The sequence below is a fragment of the Microbacterium sp. ISL-59 genome, from assembly GCF_018613945.1.
Taxonomy (GTDB): Bacteria; Actinomycetota; Actinomycetes; order Actinomycetales; family Microbacteriaceae; genus Microbacterium; species Microbacterium oxydans_B.
Genome location: NZ_JAGGPG010000002.1, coordinates 195,442 through 212,381, shown reverse-complemented (window position 1 = coordinate 212,381; position 16,940 = coordinate 195,442). Strand labels below are relative to the sequence as shown.

The 16,940-nt window shown below is 69.7% G+C and carries 20 protein-coding genes; 6 read left to right on the top strand and 14 right to left on the bottom strand.

What is annotated here, in order from left to right; genetic code table 11:
- Positions 1-19: 19 nt before the first annotated feature.
- The 6 genes from J7E45_RS05185 (at position 20) to J7E45_RS05160 (ending at position 5,708) form a co-directional block, all read left to right on the top strand.
- Positions 20-379 carry a holo-ACP synthase gene (locus J7E45_RS05185; protein ID WP_091035074.1) on the top strand — a complete coding sequence of 120 codons (360 nt, stop codon included), beginning with the start codon at positions 20-22 and terminating at the stop codon, positions 377-379.
- Positions 376-1,482 (top strand): alanine racemase, encoded by a 1,107-nt coding sequence (alr, locus tag J7E45_RS05180; RefSeq protein ID WP_215067630.1) that lies wholly within the window; start codon positions 376-378, stop codon positions 1,480-1,482. Before J7E45_RS05185 ends, alr begins: the two co-directional genes overlap by 4 nt.
- On the top strand, positions 1,479-1,976 hold the full coding sequence (gene tsaE, locus J7E45_RS05175) for a tRNA (adenosine(37)-N6)-threonylcarbamoyltransferase complex ATPase subunit type 1 TsaE (protein ID WP_308162059.1): 498 nt from the start codon (positions 1,479-1,481) through the stop codon (positions 1,974-1,976). The genes alr and tsaE overlap by 4 nt, the downstream gene beginning before the upstream one ends.
- Entirely contained in the window at positions 1,973-2,770 is a 798-nt protein-coding gene (locus J7E45_RS05170; protein ID WP_215067628.1) for a response regulator transcription factor, read from the top strand. Before tsaE ends, J7E45_RS05170 begins: the two co-directional genes overlap by 4 nt.
- Positions 2,771-2,976: 206 nt before the next feature.
- Positions 2,977-4,572 (top strand): cell wall metabolism sensor histidine kinase WalK, encoded by a 1,596-nt coding sequence (locus J7E45_RS05165; RefSeq protein WP_215067626.1) that lies wholly within the window; start codon positions 2,977-2,979, stop codon positions 4,570-4,572.
- Complete coding sequence (locus J7E45_RS05160) at positions 4,569-5,708, top strand: hypothetical protein (RefSeq protein WP_215067624.1); 1,140 nt, start codon at positions 4,569-4,571, stop codon at positions 5,706-5,708. The genes J7E45_RS05165 and J7E45_RS05160 overlap by 4 nt, the downstream gene beginning before the upstream one ends.
- 42 nt (positions 5,709-5,750) lie before the next feature.
- On the opposite strand, the gene csrA is transcribed toward J7E45_RS05160, so the two are convergent.
- The 14 genes from csrA to J7E45_RS05090 all read right to left on the bottom strand — a co-directional run bounded on the left by csrA (position 5,751) and on the right by J7E45_RS05090 (position 16,929).
- A complete protein-coding gene (csrA, locus tag J7E45_RS05155) occupies positions 5,751-6,002 on the bottom strand; it encodes a carbon storage regulator CsrA (RefSeq protein ID WP_091035061.1) in 252 nt (83 codons plus the stop codon).
- A gap of 4 nt (positions 6,003-6,006) precedes the next feature.
- Positions 6,007-8,067: a flagellar biosynthesis protein FlhA gene (locus J7E45_RS05150; RefSeq protein ID WP_215067622.1), complete on the bottom strand. Its 2,061-nt coding sequence runs from the start codon at positions 8,065-8,067 to the stop codon at positions 6,007-6,009.
- Positions 8,064-9,155, bottom strand: coding sequence for a flagellar biosynthesis protein FlhB (locus J7E45_RS05145; protein WP_215067620.1), 1,092 nt, complete (start codon positions 9,153-9,155; stop codon positions 8,064-8,066). The genes J7E45_RS05150 and J7E45_RS05145 overlap by 4 nt, the downstream gene beginning before the upstream one ends.
- Entirely contained in the window at positions 9,152-9,913 is a 762-nt protein-coding gene (locus J7E45_RS05140; RefSeq protein ID WP_167634820.1) for a flagellar biosynthetic protein FliR, read from the bottom strand. Before J7E45_RS05140 ends, J7E45_RS05145 begins: the two co-directional genes overlap by 4 nt.
- A gap of 4 nt (positions 9,914-9,917) precedes the next feature.
- Positions 9,918-10,190, bottom strand: a complete 273-nt coding sequence (gene fliQ / locus J7E45_RS05135; RefSeq protein ID WP_091035049.1) for a flagellar biosynthesis protein FliQ — start codon at positions 10,188-10,190, stop codon at positions 9,918-9,920.
- A complete protein-coding gene (gene fliP / locus J7E45_RS05130) occupies positions 10,187-11,002 on the bottom strand; it encodes a flagellar type III secretion system pore protein FliP (protein ID WP_091035046.1) in 816 nt (271 codons plus the stop codon). Before fliP ends, fliQ begins: the two co-directional genes overlap by 4 nt.
- The gene (locus J7E45_RS05125) at positions 10,999-11,463 is read right to left on the bottom strand and encodes a flagellar biosynthetic protein FliO (protein WP_308162058.1); all 465 of its coding nucleotides are present in this window, start codon (positions 11,461-11,463) and stop codon (positions 10,999-11,001) included. Before J7E45_RS05125 ends, fliP begins: the two co-directional genes overlap by 4 nt.
- 32 nt (positions 11,464-11,495) lie before the next feature.
- Positions 11,496-12,155: a flagellar motor switch protein FliN gene (gene fliN, locus J7E45_RS05120; protein WP_215067618.1), complete on the bottom strand. Its 660-nt coding sequence runs from the start codon at positions 12,153-12,155 to the stop codon at positions 11,496-11,498.
- Entirely contained in the window at positions 12,152-13,084 is a 933-nt protein-coding gene (locus J7E45_RS05115) for a flagellar motor switch protein FliM (protein WP_091035041.1), read from the bottom strand. Before J7E45_RS05115 ends, fliN begins: the two co-directional genes overlap by 4 nt.
- Positions 13,085-13,130: 46 nt before the next feature.
- A complete protein-coding gene (locus tag J7E45_RS05110) occupies positions 13,131-13,940 on the bottom strand; it encodes a flagellar motor protein MotB (protein ID WP_215067616.1) in 810 nt (269 codons plus the stop codon).
- Positions 13,937-14,752, bottom strand: a complete 816-nt coding sequence (locus J7E45_RS05105) for a motility protein A (protein ID WP_029261095.1) — start codon at positions 14,750-14,752, stop codon at positions 13,937-13,939. Before J7E45_RS05105 ends, J7E45_RS05110 begins: the two co-directional genes overlap by 4 nt.
- Entirely contained in the window at positions 14,752-15,003 is a 252-nt protein-coding gene (locus J7E45_RS05100; RefSeq protein ID WP_215067614.1) for a flagellar FlbD family protein, read from the bottom strand. Before J7E45_RS05100 ends, J7E45_RS05105 begins: the two co-directional genes overlap by 1 nt.
- Positions 15,004-15,302: 299 nt before the next feature.
- Positions 15,303-16,463, bottom strand: a complete 1,161-nt coding sequence (locus tag J7E45_RS05095) for a flagellar hook protein FlgE (protein WP_029261090.1) — start codon at positions 16,461-16,463, stop codon at positions 15,303-15,305.
- A 28-nt stretch (positions 16,464-16,491) separates the two neighbouring features.
- Entirely contained in the window at positions 16,492-16,929 is a 438-nt protein-coding gene (locus J7E45_RS05090; protein WP_215067612.1) for a flagellar hook assembly protein FlgD, read from the bottom strand.
- Positions 16,930-16,940 lie beyond the last annotated feature (11 nt).

The following is a 16,940-nucleotide window of genomic DNA, read 5'->3' as shown; positions in this document are numbered from 1 at the left end:
GGATCGCTAGGCTGAACAGGTGATCATCGGCACCGGCATCGACCTCGTGGACATCCCGCGATTCGAGCGGACGATGGCCCGCACGCCGCGCCTCAGGGAGCGGCTCTTCGCCCCCTCCGAGCGCACGCTGCGCCTGCCCTCGCTCGCGGCGAGATATGCCGCAAAAGAGGCGCTCATCAAAGCACTGGGCGGTTCCGACGGCGTGCACTGGACCGAGATCGAGATCGCCTCCGAACCGTCGGGGCGTCCGCACTTCGTGCTCACCGGCTCGACCGCCGCGGTCGTCGAGGAGCGGGGTATCCGCACACTGCATCTGACCCTCACCCACGACGCCGGTCTCGCCGCGGCGTTCGTCGTCGCCGAAGGAGCCCCGCTGTGACCGTCCCCTTCCGCGAGGCGACCATCGATCTCGACGCCATCGCCGACAACGTGCGGCACTTCCGCCGACTCACGGGCGTCGAGGTCATCGCCGTCATCAAGGCCAACGCCTACGGGCACGGCGCCGCGGCCACCGCGGTGGCCGCGCTCTCCGCCGGAGCCACGCGCCTCGGCGTCGCCGAGATCCCCGAGGCGCTCGAACTGCGCAGGCAGGGCGTGCACGCGCCCCTCATGGCGTGGCTGCACGCACCGGGGGAGAGGTTCGAGCACGCGGCCGCGCAGGACATCGAGATCGGCATCTCCTCGTTCGACCAGCTCGAGGCGGCTGCCGCCGCGGCCACGGTCGACCGCCCGGTGGGCGTGCACCTGAAGTTCGAGACCGGGCTGTCGCGCAACGGCATCGCCCCGGCCGACTGGGGGCGTGTGCTCGCCGAGGCCGCGCGACTCGAACGCATCGGACGGCTGCGCATCGTCGGGCTGTTCAGCCACCTCTCGAACACGTCGGTGGACGACGACAGGGCCGCGCTCGCGAAGTTCGAAGAGGGGGTCGCCGCGGCCGCATCCTTCGGCATCCATCCGGAGATCCGCCACATCGCCGCCACCGCCGCCGCCATCGACCTGCCCGAGATGCGACTCGACGCCGTGCGCATCGGCGTCGGCCTGTTCGGCCTGTCTCCCTTCGACGACCGCAGCTCCGCCGAACTCGGACTGCGGCCCGCGATGACCCTCCGCGGTGCGATCGCCGCCGTGCGCAGAGTGCCGGCGGGTACGGGCGTCTCGTACGGCTACGACCACCGCACCGACCGCGACACGACGCTGGTCCTCGTCCCGCTCGGATACGCCGACGGTGTGCCGCGCAACGCGTCGGGGAAGCTCCCCGTCTCCATCGCCGGACGCCGCTTCGTGAACGTCGGGCGGATCGCGATGGATCAGTTCGTCGTCGACGTCGGCGACACCCCGGTCTCGATCGGCGACGAGGTCGTGCTCTTCGGCGACCCCACCCTCGGCGTTCCCTCGGCCGCCGACTGGGCCGCTGCCGCCGACACCATCAACTACGAGATCGTCACGCGCATCGGTCCCCGCGTCCCCCGGCGGGCCTCGTGAGCGTCGACCCGGCCTTCCTCGGCCGACGGGAGATCGCGACGACCGAGGCGATGGAACAGCTGGGCCTCCGCATCGGTGAGCAGCTGGAGGCGGGCGAACTGCTCATCCTCACCGGCCCTCTCGGCGCCGGGAAGACCACCTTCACCCGCGGCCTCGCCGAGGGGCTCGGCGTGCGCGGGCCCGTGCAGAGTCCGACCTTCGTGATCGCACGCACCCATCCGTCCCTCACCGGCCGGGCTCCGCTCGTGCACGTCGATGCCTACCGCCTCGGCTCCGCTGCGGAGCTCGACGACCTCGACCTGGACCTGGAGCATTCGGTGGTCGTGATCGAGTGGGGCCGCGGCATGGCCGAAGAGCTCGCCGATTCGTGGTGGGACATCGAGCTCGAACGGCCGGTCGGCGCCTCGGACCTCGACCCCGCAGAGCTCGACCCCTCGGAACTCGACGCCGACGCTCCGCGCATCGTCACGATCGTGCGCGAGGCCATCACGTGACGGCGGCTGCACGATCCGTGCTCGTCGCCGTCATCATCGAAGATGACCCCGGTGTGCGCTCGCTCCTCGACGAGGTGTTCCTCGCCGCCGGGTTCGAGACCCACCTCGCCGGGTCCGGGCCGGAAGGCATCGCCGCGATCGAGCAGCACCAGCCGGTGATCACGACCCTCGACATCAACCTCCCCGGCATCGACGGGTTCGAGGTCGCTCGACGCATCCGTCGGGTGAGCGACACGTTCATCATCATGCTGTCGGCGCTCTCTGACGAGTCGGACGTGGTCCTCGGACTCACCTCCGGCGCGGACGAGTACCTCGTGAAGCCGTTTCGGCCGCGCGAACTGCGCGCGCGCATCCAGGCGCTCCTCCGGCGCCCCCGGGTCGCCGACACGCGCCCGGAGCCGACCCCGACCGTCGTTCACGAGCCGTCGGCGGAAGGCGCCACCGTGCTGACCTGGCGAGGCCTGGTGCACCGCGACCTCAGCGTCGACCTCGACACGCGGCTCGTGCTGATCGGGCAGAAGCGGATCGACCTCACCCCCACCGAGTTCGACCTGCTCGCCGACATCCTCGGTGCGAAGCAGCGGGTGCGCAGCAAGGCGGACCTCGCCCGCGGACTGCGTGGCGCACCCGACGGCTCGAACGACTACGTGAGCGAGCCCGACAAGCGCGCGATCGAGACGCACATCGCGAACCTGCGTCGCAAACTCGGTGACAGCTCTGCGCGACCCCGCTACATCGAAACAGTCCGCGGTGTGGGCTATCGCCTCGCTCGCGCCGATGACACGGCGACCTGACTGGGGCGGGGCCGCGGCTCCCCAGCCGCGGCCCCGGTGCCTGCGAATCCCCATTCGCGTGGCCCCAGCGTCTGCGTTGTTCCCCAGTCGCAGTGTCGGCCTCCACTCAGAATGCTAGGGCTGCGGGGACGCCTGAAGAGCCGGCTCCCGCGATCTTTGAGTAATCTTGCGGTAAAGCTGAGGTTCTTGGGGGAGGGCGAGCGTCGATGATCCGTACTGTGTCGATCTGGCGCTGGCAATTGGTCTTCACCGGCAGCATGGTGGCGATCGTCGTGATGGTCGCCGCCTTCAAGCCGCAGACTCTCGGCATACCCTTCTTCCTCGCGGGGATCACGCTGATCGTCGTCACGACCATCGCCACGCTGCTCGTCCCGTGGCACCGCCTCCCCCCGAACGCGGTGACCGTCGTGCCGTTCCTCGACGCGCTCGCGGTGGGGTTGACCACCAACGCTCCCGACCTTCGGCTCGGCTTCCTCTGGGTGTTCCCCGTGGTGTGGCTGGCGTCGTACTTCACGATGCCGTGGGTGGTGGGAGGCATCGCCTTCATCGGCCTCTGTCTGGTGGTGTTCTCCGATCGCACCGGCACGCCGGCCGACGTTCTGCTGCGCGTGCTCACCGCGATCATCACGCTGGGCTTCCTCGGGGTGACGGTCCGCATCGGGGCGCAGCGGGCACGCGCCTCCCGGCGGCTCCTCCAGCGTCGCTCCGAGCAGATCAACCGCGCCGCGGAGCGTGCCGAGACCAATCAGCATCGGGTGACGCAGATCATCGATGCGCTCGGGGTGGCCCTCGTCGTGGTGACGGCGGAGGGACGCATCCTGCAGATGAACGACGCCTACCGGGTGCTGTACGGGCGGGATCGCTTCGGAGCCGCACTGCCCACGGCGGCCGTGGAGTACGACGGACGGCGCGGTGCGACCGTGCCGCCGGAACGCACGACCCTCGCCAGGGCGGCCGCGGGCGAGAATCTCCAGGACGAGCGCGTCTGGCTCTTCGACGGCACCGGCAAGTGGCGCGCGCTTGAGGTGACGACGCAGACGGTGGCCAGTGCGAACGCACGCGACCAGATCACGCTCGTCGTCATCGACGACGTCACGATGCTCCTCGAGGCGGCAGAGGAGCGACGTGCACTCACCGCGATCGTCTCCCACGAGCTGCGCAATCCCCTCACCGCGATCGTCGGCCACGTCGACCTGCTGCGCGAGCGCGAGGATCTGCCGGGCCGGGTCCCCGCGCAGCTCGAGGTCATCGCGAATGCGGGAGAACGGATGCAGGAGCTCGTGACGACCATGCTGGACCAGACCGTGCCACCGACCGAGGACCCGTTCGAGCCCGTGGACCTTCGTCAGATCTTCGACGCCGCCGCCGCATCCGCGGCGCCGCTGATCGCCGTGAATCGCCAGATGCTGGAAATCGTCGGCGTGGACACCCTCGTCATCCACGGGGATGCCTTCCGGCTGCGTCAGGTGCTCGACAATCTGCTCAGCAACGCTGTCAAGTACACGCCCTCGGGTGGGCGCATCACGGCCCGGCTGCGCGCGATGGGCGCGCAGGCCGAGCTCGTCCTCTCCGACACCGGCATGGGCATCGCCCCGGATGAGCTGCCCCGGCTGTTCGAGCCGTACTTCCGATCAGACGCCGCCATCCGCGGCGGCATCGCCGGCACCGGTCTCGGCATGGGGATCGCCCGCGAGATCGTGGTCGCCCATGAGGGCAGCATCGAGGTCACGAGCGACGTGGGGCAGGGCACCACCGTCACACTCCGTTTTCCCCGCCGTCGTAAGAAAGAGGTACAGGCATGACGCCTCTCGTGCCCGTGAACGTCGACATCACCACGAGCATGGTGGCGGTCGTCACCGTCCTGACCGTGCTGGTGCTCGGCCTCGCCACACTCGCCCGCCCTTCGCGTGCCACGGTGATCTGGGGAGCCGCGTTCGGGCTCGGCATGCTCGGCGCGTATCTCTGGCTCGCGGGGCACCAGAACGACTTCCAGCCCCTTCGAAGCGCGGCGTCGGCGCTGCTGCTCTGCTTCGAACCGCTGATCTGGATCGGCCTGCGGATGCATCTCGGACGACCCGCTCCCCGGTGGATCGTGCTGGTGTTCGTGGTCGTCGCTCCCGTGCTGCTCGTCGCGACCTCGGACTCGCCCTGGTATCTGCCCGCTTTCAACCTCGTCTTCGTCGGCAGCGGCGTCTTCGCCGGGCTCGTCGCCTACGAGCTGCTGCGCCGGCAGCCGGTCTCGCGCGACATCGTTCTCCCGCTCGCGCTGGCGTCCTGCGGCTTCGTGATCGTGGCGGTCGCCAGCACGGTCAGTGCGCTCACGATCGGCACGGCGAGCTCCGCGGAGCAGCTGGATGCACTGCGCGGCATGAACGCCGTCGGCACCATCGTCGTGTCGACCTGCGCGGCCTTCACACTCGTGCTGCTCGTGCGGGCGGGGGATTCCCGACCCGCCGAGGTGGATGGCGTCGCGCAGCGCGCCCGCCGGCGGCTCCGGAAGGCGGAAGCGCAGAACGACCACGGCTGGTCGATTCTCGAAGTGCGTCTGGACGATCCTGCCGACCTCCGCGAGGCGATGTCCGGCTCGGAGTTCGCACGCATCGTCGAGCGCTTCCACGACGATATCCAGGAGGCGCTTCCGCCCCTGGCCGATGCCGAGCGCATCGCCGACGACTGTGCCGTCGTGGTGATCCGTGCGAGCGATGAAGCGGTCAGGTTCCACGTCCGGGCGGTGCTGAGCCGGATCTCCGACATCGATCGTGACCGGGCCGTCGGTGGCGTCCGCGCCTCCGCCAGTATCGGATGGGCGACAGCCGACACCTGCGGCTACGACTACGACGTGCTGGTGGCCGCTGCAGGACGGGCGGCGGCACGGGCACGAGACGCCGGCGGCGATCAATGGAAGCGAGCGGCCGAGGCCGACGTGACGGTCGCCTGACAGGTTCAGGTCGCCGACGGCGGCCGACGATCCGTATGCGGGTCAGTGCGGGCGGGACTCGCGGCCCCTGGCGAGGGCGGCGACGATCGCGTCCTCGGCATCGGCACCGGTCTCGGCGACGGCCGACACGTTCTCGGCGACCACGGCTTCGATGATCTCGGTGCGCTGGATGCGCGTCTCTCGCGGCGCCTTCACGCCGATGCGCACACTGTCGCCCTTGATCTCGAGCAGCGTGATCTCGATGTCGCCGTCGATGCGCACGCTCTCACCGATCCGCCTCGTCAAAACCAGCATTCGATCAGCCTACTGCCGCGGAGACGGCACCGACCGACGGGGCCGGGGCATCACGGACCACACCGACCGTCTCGATGGTGAGCGCGGCGGCCGTCGCCTCCGTGTACGAGAGCACGGGAAGGCCGTCGGTCTGCGCCGACACGAGTCGTCGCACGGCGGGGCGCAGCGAGGGGGCGCACACCAGCACCGGCTCGCCGCCCTCGCGTACTGAGGAGACGGCCTGCTTCACCGACTCCACGACCGACTCCATGCGCTGCGGGTCGAAGACGATCTGGGTGCCCTCGTCGCCGGGGCGCAGGCTCTCGAGCATGGCCTGCTCGAGGAGCGGGTTGATCATCACCACGCGCAGGATGCCCGCGTCGGCGAAGCGCGCGGCGATCGCGGGGCCGAGTGCGGCGCGCGCGGCCTCGATCAGGCCCTCGGGGTCGGTCGACGTCCGGGCCCGCAGCGCGAGCGCCTCGTAGATGCGGCTGAGGTCGTTGATCGGCACCCGCTCGGCGAGGAGCCCCTGGAGCACGCGCTGGACCTCGGCGAGCGACAGCAGGGCGGGCGTGAGCTCCTCGACCGCGGCGGGGGAGGCCTGCTTGAGGGCGTCGGTGAGCTGCCGGACATCTTCCCGGCTCAGCAGACGCGCGGCGTGGGCGTGGATCACGCTGGAGAGGTGCGTGATGATGACGCTGGCCCGGTCGATCACAGTGGCCCCGGCGAACTCGGCGCTGTGCCGCATCTCCAGGGGGATCCACTTGCCCTCCAGTCCGAACACCGGGTCGAGCGTGGCCGTGCCCGGAAGGGACTCCAGGCCCTGCCCGAGCGCGAGCACGGAGCCGATCGGTGCCGTACCCCTCCCGGTCTCGACCCCGGCGATGCGGATCACGTACGTCGACTGCGCGAGTTCGATGCTGTCGCGGGTGCGCACCGGCGGGGTGATCAGGCCGAGGTCGAGGGCGATCCGGCGACGGAGCGCCTTCACCCGGGCCAGGAGGTCGTCCGGACCACCCGTGACCAGATCGACGATGTCGGGGGAGAGCAGGATCTCGAGCGGATGCACGCGCATCTTCTCGATCAGCTCCTCCGGCTGGTCGGTCGGGGCGGCCGTCGGTGTCTGCGCCGCGATCGCCTCCTCCCGCTGCTGGTTGGCCTTGATGCGCTGCGCGACGAGCAGCAGGAGGGCGCCGATCGCGACGAACGGGAGCATCGGCATGTGCGGGATCAGCGACATGATGATCGCGGCGCATCCGGCGATGATGAGCGCGTTGCGGGACTGACCGAGTTGTGCCGACGCCGCCGTCCCCATCTCGGCCTCCGCCGTGGAGCGGGTGACGATCATGCCGGTGGAGACCGCCATCAGCAGTGCCGGGATCTGCGTGACGAGCCCATCGCCGATCGTGAGGAGGCTGTAGGTGCTCACGGCCTCGTCGACCGACATGCCGTGCTGCACGAGGCCGATCGCGATGCCGCCGACGATGTTGATGATGATGATGACGAGTCCGGCGATCGCATCGCCCTTCACGAACTTCGATGCACCGTCCATCGCCCCGTAGAAGTCGGCTTCCGCCGCGACCTCCGCACGGCGCTCGCGGGCCTCGGCATCCGTGATGAGACCGGCGTTGAGGTCGGCGTCGATCGCCATCTGCTTGCCGGGCATGGCGTCGAGGGTGAACCGGGCGCCGACCTCGGCCACGCGCTCCGCACCCTTGGTGACGACCACGAACTGGATGACGACGAGGATGAGGAACACCACGGCGCCGATGATGAGGGAGCCGCCGACGGCGATCGCGCCGAACGCCTCGATCACCTGACCCGCATACGCCTCGCCGAGCACCAGCCGTGTCGAGGCGACGTTCAGTCCGAGCCGGAACAGCGTCGCCACCAGCAGCAGCGAGGGGAACACCGAGAAGTCCAGCGGCTTCTTGACGAACATCGACGTGAGCAGGATCACGAGCGCGAACATGATGTTCAGGATGATGAGGATGTCGAGCAGGAACGGCGGAACCGGGACGACGAGCAGCATGATGATGCCGACGACCCCGATGGGCACCATGAGCTTGACGAACAGCTGTCTCATGCGGTCCTCCGGTAGGGAAGGGTGTGGATGCCGCGGGCGGCGCCGCGCCGACGCAGGGCGTCGACGAACACCAGCACGCGCGCGACGGCGTTGTACAGGTCTTCGGGGATCTCCTGGCCGAGCTCGCACGCGGCGTGCAAGGCGCGGGCGAGCGTGATCTCGCGCACGAGCGGCACACCGGCGCGCACGGCCTCGTCGCGGATGCGCTCGGCGATCACACCGCTGCCCTTCGCGACGACCTTGGGGGCGGCGCGACCGGGCTCGTACCGCAGTGCGATCGCGATGTGCGTGGGGTTGACGACGACGACATCCGACCCGGCGACCGCAGCGATCATGCGGTTGCGGCTGGCGGCGAGCTGTCGAGAGCGCCGCTGCTGACGGATCAGCGGATCGCCCTCGGAGTTCTTGCTCTCGTCGCGGATCTCGCGCTTGGTCATGCGCGTGTGCTTGCGGTTGCGGCGCATCACGACGAACATGTCGATCGCGGCGAGGACCAGCCCGACGGCGATCGCGGTCTGCAGCAGCGCGGCCGTGCCCTCGGAAGCCGTGCCGAGCAGGCGCGAGATCGAGTGGGCGCCGCTGGCGGTGAGCACCGGCATCAGCCCCGCGATGACCACCCAGAGCGCGATGCCGATCGCGGCGGTCTTCAGCAGCGCCTTGGCGCCCTCCCACAGCGCCTGCAGACCGAACACGCGACGGATGCCGCTGACGACGTTGAACTGCTCGAAGCGCCCGGTGAGCGGTTTCAGATGCACGCCGCCCTGGATGACCGCGCCGATCAGAGTGACGATCGCGACGGCGGCGAGCATCACCGCGATGGTCGGGAGCACGGAGGCGAGGCCGCGCTCGAGCGCACCGAGTGCCGCCTCCGGTGTGGGGCTGAACACCAGGGAGGTGACGGTGAGGAGCTGCTCGGTCCCGGCGCCTGCGCCGAGGGCGATCGCTGCCGGCATGGCGATCGCCGCGGCCCCGATGCCGAGCCACGCCGTGAGGTCCTGGCTGCGCGAGAGGCGCCCCTTCTTACGGGCCTCGTTGAGGTGCTTGTCGGTGGCCTTCTCGCTGCGCTCGCCGCTGTCGGTGCCGCTCACTCGTGCACCCCCTGCATCATCTTCAGCGCCTGCCCGGAAAGGGCGTCGACGATGCCGGGGAGCACGGCGTACACGGCACCGGCCAGCAGCAGGGTGAGCAGGATCTTCACCGGGAAGCCCATCGCGAACGCGTTGAGCGCCGGCGCGACCCGGGTGATCAGTCCGAGCCCGACGTCGGCGAGGAACAGCACCAGCACCAGGGGACCTGCGATCTGCACGGCGGCGAGGACCATCTGCGACACCCCGTCGATGAGGAGTTCGGCGGGCCCGGCCACCTCGAAGATGCCGTCGACCGGCACCGCCTCAAAGCTCCGGGCGAGACCGGCGAGGATCAGCTGATACCCGCCCGAGGCGAACAGCAGTGTCAGCGCGGTGATGTGGAAGAGCCGGGTGAACTGGGCGCCGTTCACGAGCGAGTGCGGGTCGAACGCCTGGGCCAGCTGGAACCCGCCGAACACGTCGATCAGGCTGCCGGCGGCCTGGAGCGCCGAGAAGCACAGGAGCACGAGGAAGCCGAGGAGGGCTCCGGTGAGCACCTGCAGCACGAGGGCTCCGAGGAACGGCCCGGTGTCGAGATTCTCGTAGCCGGGAGCGACCGCGGTGCCCACGGCGAGGGAGAGGCCGATGGCGAGCATCGCCTTGACCCGCACGGGGATGGCTCCGTAGGAGAACGGCGGGGCGATCATGATGAACGCGGTGATGCGCACGGCGGCGAGCATGGTCGCCTCGAGCCACGCGAAGTCGATCGGGATGAACACGCGGTCACCCGCTCAGCAGCGTGGGGATGCGGGCGAACATCTCGTTCGTGAAGGCGATCATCTCGGCGATCATCCAGTTGCCGGCGATGAGCAGCGCGATGCCGACGGCGACGATCTTCGGCACGAAAGACAGCGTCACCTCCTGCACCTGGGTGATCGACTGCAGCAGCGAGATCGCGAAGCCCACCACGAGGGCCGTGACGAGGATGGGGGCCGCCAGCTTCGCCGCGATGATCAGGCCCTGGGTGCCGATGTCGATGACCGCTTCCGGGCTCATCCGACACCCCCGTAACTCTCCAGCAGGGCACGGATGATGAGGCCCCAGCCGTCGACGAGGATGAACAGCAGGATCTTGAAGGGCAGCGAGATCATGACCGGCGGCAGCATCATCATGCCCATCGACATCAGTGCGGCGGCGACGACCAGGTCGATGACCAGGAACGGGACGAAGATGACGAAGCCGATGATGAAGGCGGCACGCAGCTCGGAGATCATGAACGCCGGGATGAGCGTGTACATCGGCACGCTCGAGGGATCTTCGGGGTTCGGCTGACCCGCCATCCGCGTCATCAGGGCCAGATCCTCTTCGCGCGTGAAGCGCAGCATCCACTCCTGCAGCGGCAGCTGGCCGACGTCGATCGCCTGCGTGAACGTGAGCGTGCCGTCGATGTACGGCTGCACGGCGACCGTGTTGATCTCGGTCAGCACCGGCCACATGATGAACAGCGACAGGAAGAGGGAGAGTCCGGCCAGCACCTGGTTCGGGGGGATCGTGGGCAGCGACAGCGCGTTCCTCGTCATCGCCAGCACGACGAAGATCTTCGTGAACGACGACATCATCAGCAGGAGCGCCGGGGCGACCGAGAGCAGCGTGATGCCCAGCAGGGTCAGGATCGAACCCGAGGGGCCGCCGTCGACGCCGTTGATGTCGATCGTGACGCCCTCGCCCGGATCGTCGGGGGTGACCTCGGCATGGGCCGCGGTGCCGGTGAGCAGCGTGAGAACGGCGACCAGTGCGAAGACCGCGACGAAGATCAGTGCGACCCGTCGCAGCGCGCGGCCGTCGACGACCCCACGGGACGCGCTCATCGCGTGCGCCGGATGGCCTCGGCGGTCTGCCGCCAGGTTTCGGGGGAGAGGATAGAGCCGCGCAGCGGATCGTTGCGGTGACGGACCCGGCGCTGCGGGGCACGGTCGGCCGGCGCTGCCACGGTCGTCTCGGTCAGTGCGGTCGCGGCGAGGATGCGGTCGAACTCCTCGGCATCGGATGCCGCCTCCGTCGTCGCCGCCGACCACACCGGGCGGGTGTCTTCATCGGACGGCGCCGCGGCCCTGACCGGCAGCTTGTCGACGACGCTCACGCCGTGCTCGGTGACACCGAGGACGTAACGGGCGTCCTCGGTCTGGACCACGACGACCTGCGCCTTCGGACCCACGCCCTGCCGCCCGAGCACCGTGATGACCTCGCCGTCGCGCCGACGCGCCTGCGTGCGTGCGACGCGGCGCTGCAGGAACCACAGCACCCCGAGCACGGCGGCGAGCGAGAGCACGACCCGCAGGCCGAGCAGGAGGTCGTCCAGGGTCAGGCCTCGACGTTCTCGAGGATGCGGGTGATCCGCACCGCGTAGTCCTGGTCGACCACCACCACCTCGCCGTGCGCGATGATGCGGCCGTTGAGCTTGATGTCGGCCGGGGCGCCGGCGGAGCGGTCGAGCTCGACGATGCGGCCGGGTTCGAGGTCGAGCACATCGCGCACCGACATGCGGGTGCGGCCGATCTCGACCGTGAGCTCCATCTCGACGCTGGCGATGCGGTGCAGACGCCGGGTCGAGCTCGATGCCGCTGCCGGGGTGCGCGTGACGACGACGGCGAGGCGGCCGATCGTGCGATCCGCGTCGTCCTGCAGGTCGAAGAGCTGCGCGGTGGGGTTCGAGAAGAGCGGAGAGGCATCGCCGATCACGGCATCCCCGAGCGCGCCGGCTCCGAGCGCAGTCGTCGAGGCTTCCAGCGCGTCGCGCAGCCGATCGGCGAGGGGTGCTCCGGAGAGCCCGTCGACCAGGGTCTCGGCGTCGAAGAGCTGCACGGCGAGCTGCGCGCTCGCCTCGCCGACGAACTGCACGATCACGGCGTCGCCGGTATCCCCGGACACCTGCGAGGCGCGGGCGGTGACGGGAGCGGCGGTCGGCAACGACGCGGCGAAGGCGGCGGCGACGGCCGACTCGTAGGTGGTGGTGCTGGTCACGCGGGCTCCTCGGCGAAGACGGGATCGGGGACGGTGGTGGCGACGACGCACGCGAGACGGGCGCCGGCGCTGCCCACGGCGGCGGTGGCGACCGTCTGATCGCCCACGGCGAGCAGCATCGGGCGGTCGGCGGAATGCGGGAAGGAGACGATGTCGCCGACGGCGAGGTCGAGCACCTCGCGGGGGAGCACGGCGCGCGGGGCCAGCCGCAGGGAGAGCTCGATGGGGGAGACCTCGACCTGGCGTCGGACCAGGCCGGGCGCTGCGGCGCGGTCGGCATCCGAGGTGCGCACGGTGAAGCCGGCGAGCACCGACGCCGGCAGCATGACGCTCACCGGCACCGCCCGACCCGCGAGGCGCATCGAGAAGCGGGCGACGATGACCGGTTCGCCCGATGCGGCGACCTGGGCGAACTGCGAGCTGTACTGGATGCCGCTCACGGTGACACCGGCGGGGAGCAGCCCGTCCAGCGAGCCGGTCAGGTGGTCGAGCGCGTCGACGATGAGCGAGCGGATCAGCGCCTGCTCGATCGGGGTGAACGTGCGGTCCTCCGAGGTCGCGGACGCTCGTCCTCCCACCATCTGCACGATCCACGTGGTGGCGGCGGAGGTCGGCAGCTGCACGATGAGTCGCTCGTCGGAGTCGGGCAGCGCGCACACGATCAGGGTCGTCGTGGTCGGCAGTGAGGCGGCGTACTCGCCGTAGGTCAGCATGCCGACATGCTCGACGGCGATGGTGGCGCGCACGTGGATCTTGGCCGAGAGCTGCGCCGACCACTGCCGGGAGAACGTCTCGAAGGCCAGCTCGAGGGCGCGGGTGTGCTCGCGCGAAAGGGTCGCCGAACGGCCGAAGTCGTACACCTCGACTTCGGCGGTCTTCGTCGCCGTCGCTGTGCGCACGTCGGAGCGCACGCTGTCCTCGATCACCACGAACCCGACTATCGGGTGGTGATCGACGTGCGTTAGGCGGGAACGGTCAGGAGGCCGGCTGCGCAGCCTGTGCTTCGGGGATGAGTGCTCGCACCTCCTCCTTCGCATCGGAGAGGACGACGATGTCGACGCGCCGGTTCTGTGCCAGCGCCGCGGGGGAAGAACCGGCCGCGACAGGTCGGGTGTCGCCGAACCCGACCGACTTCAGATGCGCCGGCGGGAGCCCGGACGCCTCGACGAGGTGCCGCAGCACCTGGGTGGATCGACCGGCCGAGAGCTCCCAGTTCGTGGGGAACGGGGCGACCGATCCGCGGACGTCGGCGTGGCCTTCGACCGAGATCTCGTTCGGGGCGGTCACGAGGACGGAGCCGAGCGCATCGAGCACCAGCACGGCCTTCGAGCTGAGGGTGGTGCTGTTCGTGGTGAAGAACGTCTCGGCACTGACGAGTCCGATCGTGAGGCCGCGCTCGTCGATCGTGAAGGTGACGTCGGCCTCGAGGCCGTTGTCGGCGAGCACCGTGCGCAGCCGCTCGCGGAGCGCGGAGAGCTCGTCGAACTCGGTCTGCGCCGCGGCCAGCTCGATGTCGGCGAAGTCCTCGCCCTTCTCGTCGACCAGCCCCGGCGGCACCACGACCCCCGTGACGGCATCCACGTCTTCCGAGGGCTCCTGGCCGAAGCCGGTCGCGAGTGACGCGCTGAGAGCCTCGAACTTCTCCTGGTCGACGGTCGACATCGCGAACAGCACGATGAACATGCACATCAGCACGGTCACCATGTCCATGTAGGACGCCATCCACCGCTCGTCCGGACCGCTGTGCTCCTCCTGCGGTACTCGGCGTCGGGCGCGCACGCTCACGACGCGGGCTCCGTCTCCGTCTCCTCCGCGGCGCGAGTGCGGGTGCGACGGCCCGAGCGGGCGGAGGGGCGCTCGGACACGAGGGCGCGCAGGCGCTCTCCGACGAACTGCGGCGGGGCGCCGGCCTGGATCGCGAGCATGCCCTCCATGAGCACGGTCATGCGTTCGAGCTCGAGCTCGCCGAGACGCTGGAGGCGTCCGCCGATGGGCAGCCAGATGAAGTTGGCCGACAGGAGACCCCACAGCGTCGCCACGAAGGCCGTCGCGATCATGGGACCGAGGGTGTCCGGCTTGTCGAGCTTCTCCAGCACATGCGTGAGAGAGACGACCGTGCCGATGATGCCGACGGTCGGGGCGAAGCCGCCGAGGGTCATGTAGAAGCGCGAGGCGGTGCGGTTACGGGCAGCGGTCGAGGTGAGCTCATCCTCCAGCAGGGTTCGCAGGTCTTCGGCGTCCGTGCCGTCGGCGATGCTCTGCAGTGCCTGGCGCAGGAACGGGTCCTTCTCGTCCTCCAGCCCCTGCTCGAGGGCGAGGAGCCCTTCGGCGCGCGCCTTCTCGGCGTAGCCGACCACCGTGTCGATCATGCTCGACGCGGTGCGGCGCTCGCCGCGGAAGGCGCGGGGGAGCGACTTGACCGCATGCAGCGCATCGCGCACGGTGCCGCTCGCTATGCCGACGGCGATCGTGGCTCCGAAGACCAGCACCATCGGGGCGGGGATCAGCAGCGAGCCGATGGTCGCGCCTTCGAGGTTGATCATGGCGATCAGGGCGCCGAACGCGAGGACCAGCCCGAGGATGAGGGACGGATCCATCAGCGACCCGCCTCGGGGTCGGTGGGAGCTGCGGGGGCGTCGTCGGCCGCCGTGATCATCGCGGCGGCCGCGGCGAGCACTCCGGCGCGGAAGCGGGTGATCTGCGCGATCACATCGTCCATCGTCTCGGTGACGACGAACGTCGCACCGTCGACCATGATGAGCGTCGTGTCCGGCGTTGCCTGGACACGTTCGATCAGGTCGGGATTCACCGCGAACCGGGAACGGTTCAGGCGCGTGAGGACGATCATGGGCTCCATCCTGGAAAGATCCGTCCGCGTTCCGGGGAGCGCGGACCCGACGGCCCGTCCTGGGCTGTCGGAGGTGACTGTCGGCCGGTGAGCGTCCGGCGTTAGCGACGGGGCCGGTGGGCGCGGGGAACCGGCGCGTTGGTGCTGTAACCACGAGTAGTCGCTCCGTTACTCGTGGTTAAGGGTGCTAACCCTTAGTTTCGGGTGCGACGTCTGAGTTGAGTGCCGGAACGCAGACCGGGAGGGCTCCCCGCGATCACGCGGAGAACCCTCCCGGGGAAGCAGCGAGCGGCCGTGACTCAGCGCTTGAGGTTCGTGAGCTCCTGCAGCACTTCGTCGCTCGTGGTGATGATGCGGGCGTTCGCCTGGAAGCCGCGCTGCGCGACGATCAGGTTGGTGAACTCCTGCGAGAGGTCGACGTTCGACATCTCGAGGGCGCCGCTGATGATGCCGCCCAGGCCGTCGGTCCCGGCCTCGCCGAGCGTCGGCTGGCCGGAGTTGCCGCTGGGACGGAACTGCGAGGACCCGGTCTTCTCGAGCCCGCCGGGGTTCACGAAGCCGGCCAGTGCGATGCGCGCGAGAACTTCCGTGTCGCCGTTGCTGAACGTGCCCACGAGGCTGCCGTCGTTGGTCAAGGCGTAGGAGCTCAGGGTGCCGGCCGGCTTGCCGTTCTGCTCCTTGATAGCGATGTCGCTGACGTCGGCGAAGCCGGTGACCGCCGAGAGGTCGACCGTGATGCCGCCGGACACGATCGACGAGGCGCCGGCCTGCTTGCCGTCGGTGAAGGCCAGCGGGGTGCGCGCGCCGGCAGCGTCGGTGACGTCCCAGCCGGCGGTCGTGCGGGTGAAGGTGAGACGCATCGAGGTCTCCGTGCCCTGCGCGTCGTAGGTCTTGATGTCGCGCACGAGTGTGTCGCCGACGGCCGCGCCCGAAGGCAGGTTGCCGGTCACCCGGGCGGTGGTCGTCGCGGCGGCCGGGCTCAGAGCGCCAACGGGGAGCGTGATGTCGCCGATGCCCTGACCGGGGACGATGGCTCCACCGCGCGCGGTCCAGCCCTGCACGAGCGCACCGTCGGCCGAGACCAGCTTGCCGCTCGCATCGAACGAGAAGCCGCCGTTGCGGGTGTACAGCGTCTCGCCGCCGGAGCGCACCACGAAGAAGCCGTCGCCGGCGATCATGAGGTCGGTGGGGACGCCGGTGGGCTGCGGTGCCCCCGACGCGAAGTTGGTGCTGATGCCGGCGACCTGCACACCGAGACCGACCTGGGCGGGGTTCTGACCGCCGAGGTTCGTCTGCGGCATCATCGAGTTGCGCAGCAGCTGCGACAGCGAATCCTGGAACTGCACGGCCGAGGCCTTGAAGCCGGTCGTGTTGACGTTGGCGATGTTGTTGCCCGTGACGTCGAGCATGGTCTGGTGCGAGCGCAGGCCCGAGATTCCGGCGAAGAGGGAGCGGAGCATGGTGGTGCCTTTCTGGGTGCGGGGCTGATCAGGATTTGGGGACGAGGGAGACGCCGGAGACGGCGTCGAGGGGGATGGATGCTTCGCCGATGGTCACGAGCGGCACGGCGCCCGCATAGGAGACCGAGGTGACGATGCCCTTCTGCGTGACACCGTCGGCATCGACGTACTGGGCTTCGTGGCCGATGAGCGCGGCGGCGGTCTGCCGCATGCTGAGCGCGAAGCTCTCGGTCGAGGTGGCCGACAGCGCGGTCAGCTGCTCCATGGACGCGAGCTGCGTGGTCTGCGAGATCATCTCGTTCGTGTTCATCGGAGAGCTGGGGTCCTGGTTGGTCAACTGCGTCACGAGCAGTTTCAGGAACACCTCCGAGTCGAGCGTCTTCTTGCGTTCGATCGGGGGCGTGGTGCTGCCGGTCTGCACGCCGGTGGGCGGGATGGTGCCGGTGATGGGGTCGACCGTGGTCATGGGGTTCCTCT

Bases quoted from the DNA above. Each gene is read 5' to 3' on its own strand.
- J7E45_RS05165 (WP_215067626.1), top strand. From the start codon at position 2,977: ATGATCCGTACTGTGTCGATCTGGCGCTGGCAATTGGTCTTCACCGGC.
- J7E45_RS05160 (WP_215067624.1), top strand. From the start codon at position 4,569: ATGACGCCTCTCGTGCCCGTGAACGTCGACATCACCACGAGCATGGTG.
- csrA (WP_091035061.1), bottom strand. From the start codon at position 6,002: ATGCTGGTTTTGACGAGGCGGATCGGTGAGAGCGTGCGCATCGACGGC.
- J7E45_RS05150 (WP_215067622.1), bottom strand. From the start codon at position 8,067: ATGAGACAGCTGTTCGTCAAGCTCATGGTGCCCATCGGGGTCGTCGGC.
- fliQ (WP_091035049.1), bottom strand. From the start codon at position 10,190: ATGAGCCCGGAAGCGGTCATCGACATCGGCACCCAGGGCCTGATCATC.
- fliP (WP_091035046.1), bottom strand. From the start codon at position 11,002: ATGAGCGCGTCCCGTGGGGTCGTCGACGGCCGCGCGCTGCGACGGGTC.
- J7E45_RS05105 (WP_029261095.1), bottom strand. From the start codon at position 14,752: ATGGATCCGTCCCTCATCCTCGGGCTGGTCCTCGCGTTCGGCGCCCTG.
- J7E45_RS05100 (WP_215067614.1), bottom strand. From the start codon at position 15,003: ATGATCGTCCTCACGCGCCTGAACCGTTCCCGGTTCGCGGTGAATCCC.
- J7E45_RS05095 (WP_029261090.1), bottom strand. From the start codon at position 16,463: ATGCTCCGCTCCCTCTTCGCCGGAATCTCGGGCCTGCGCTCGCACCAG.
- J7E45_RS05090 (WP_215067612.1), bottom strand. From the start codon at position 16,929: ATGACCACGGTCGACCCCATCACCGGCACCATCCCGCCCACCGGCGTG.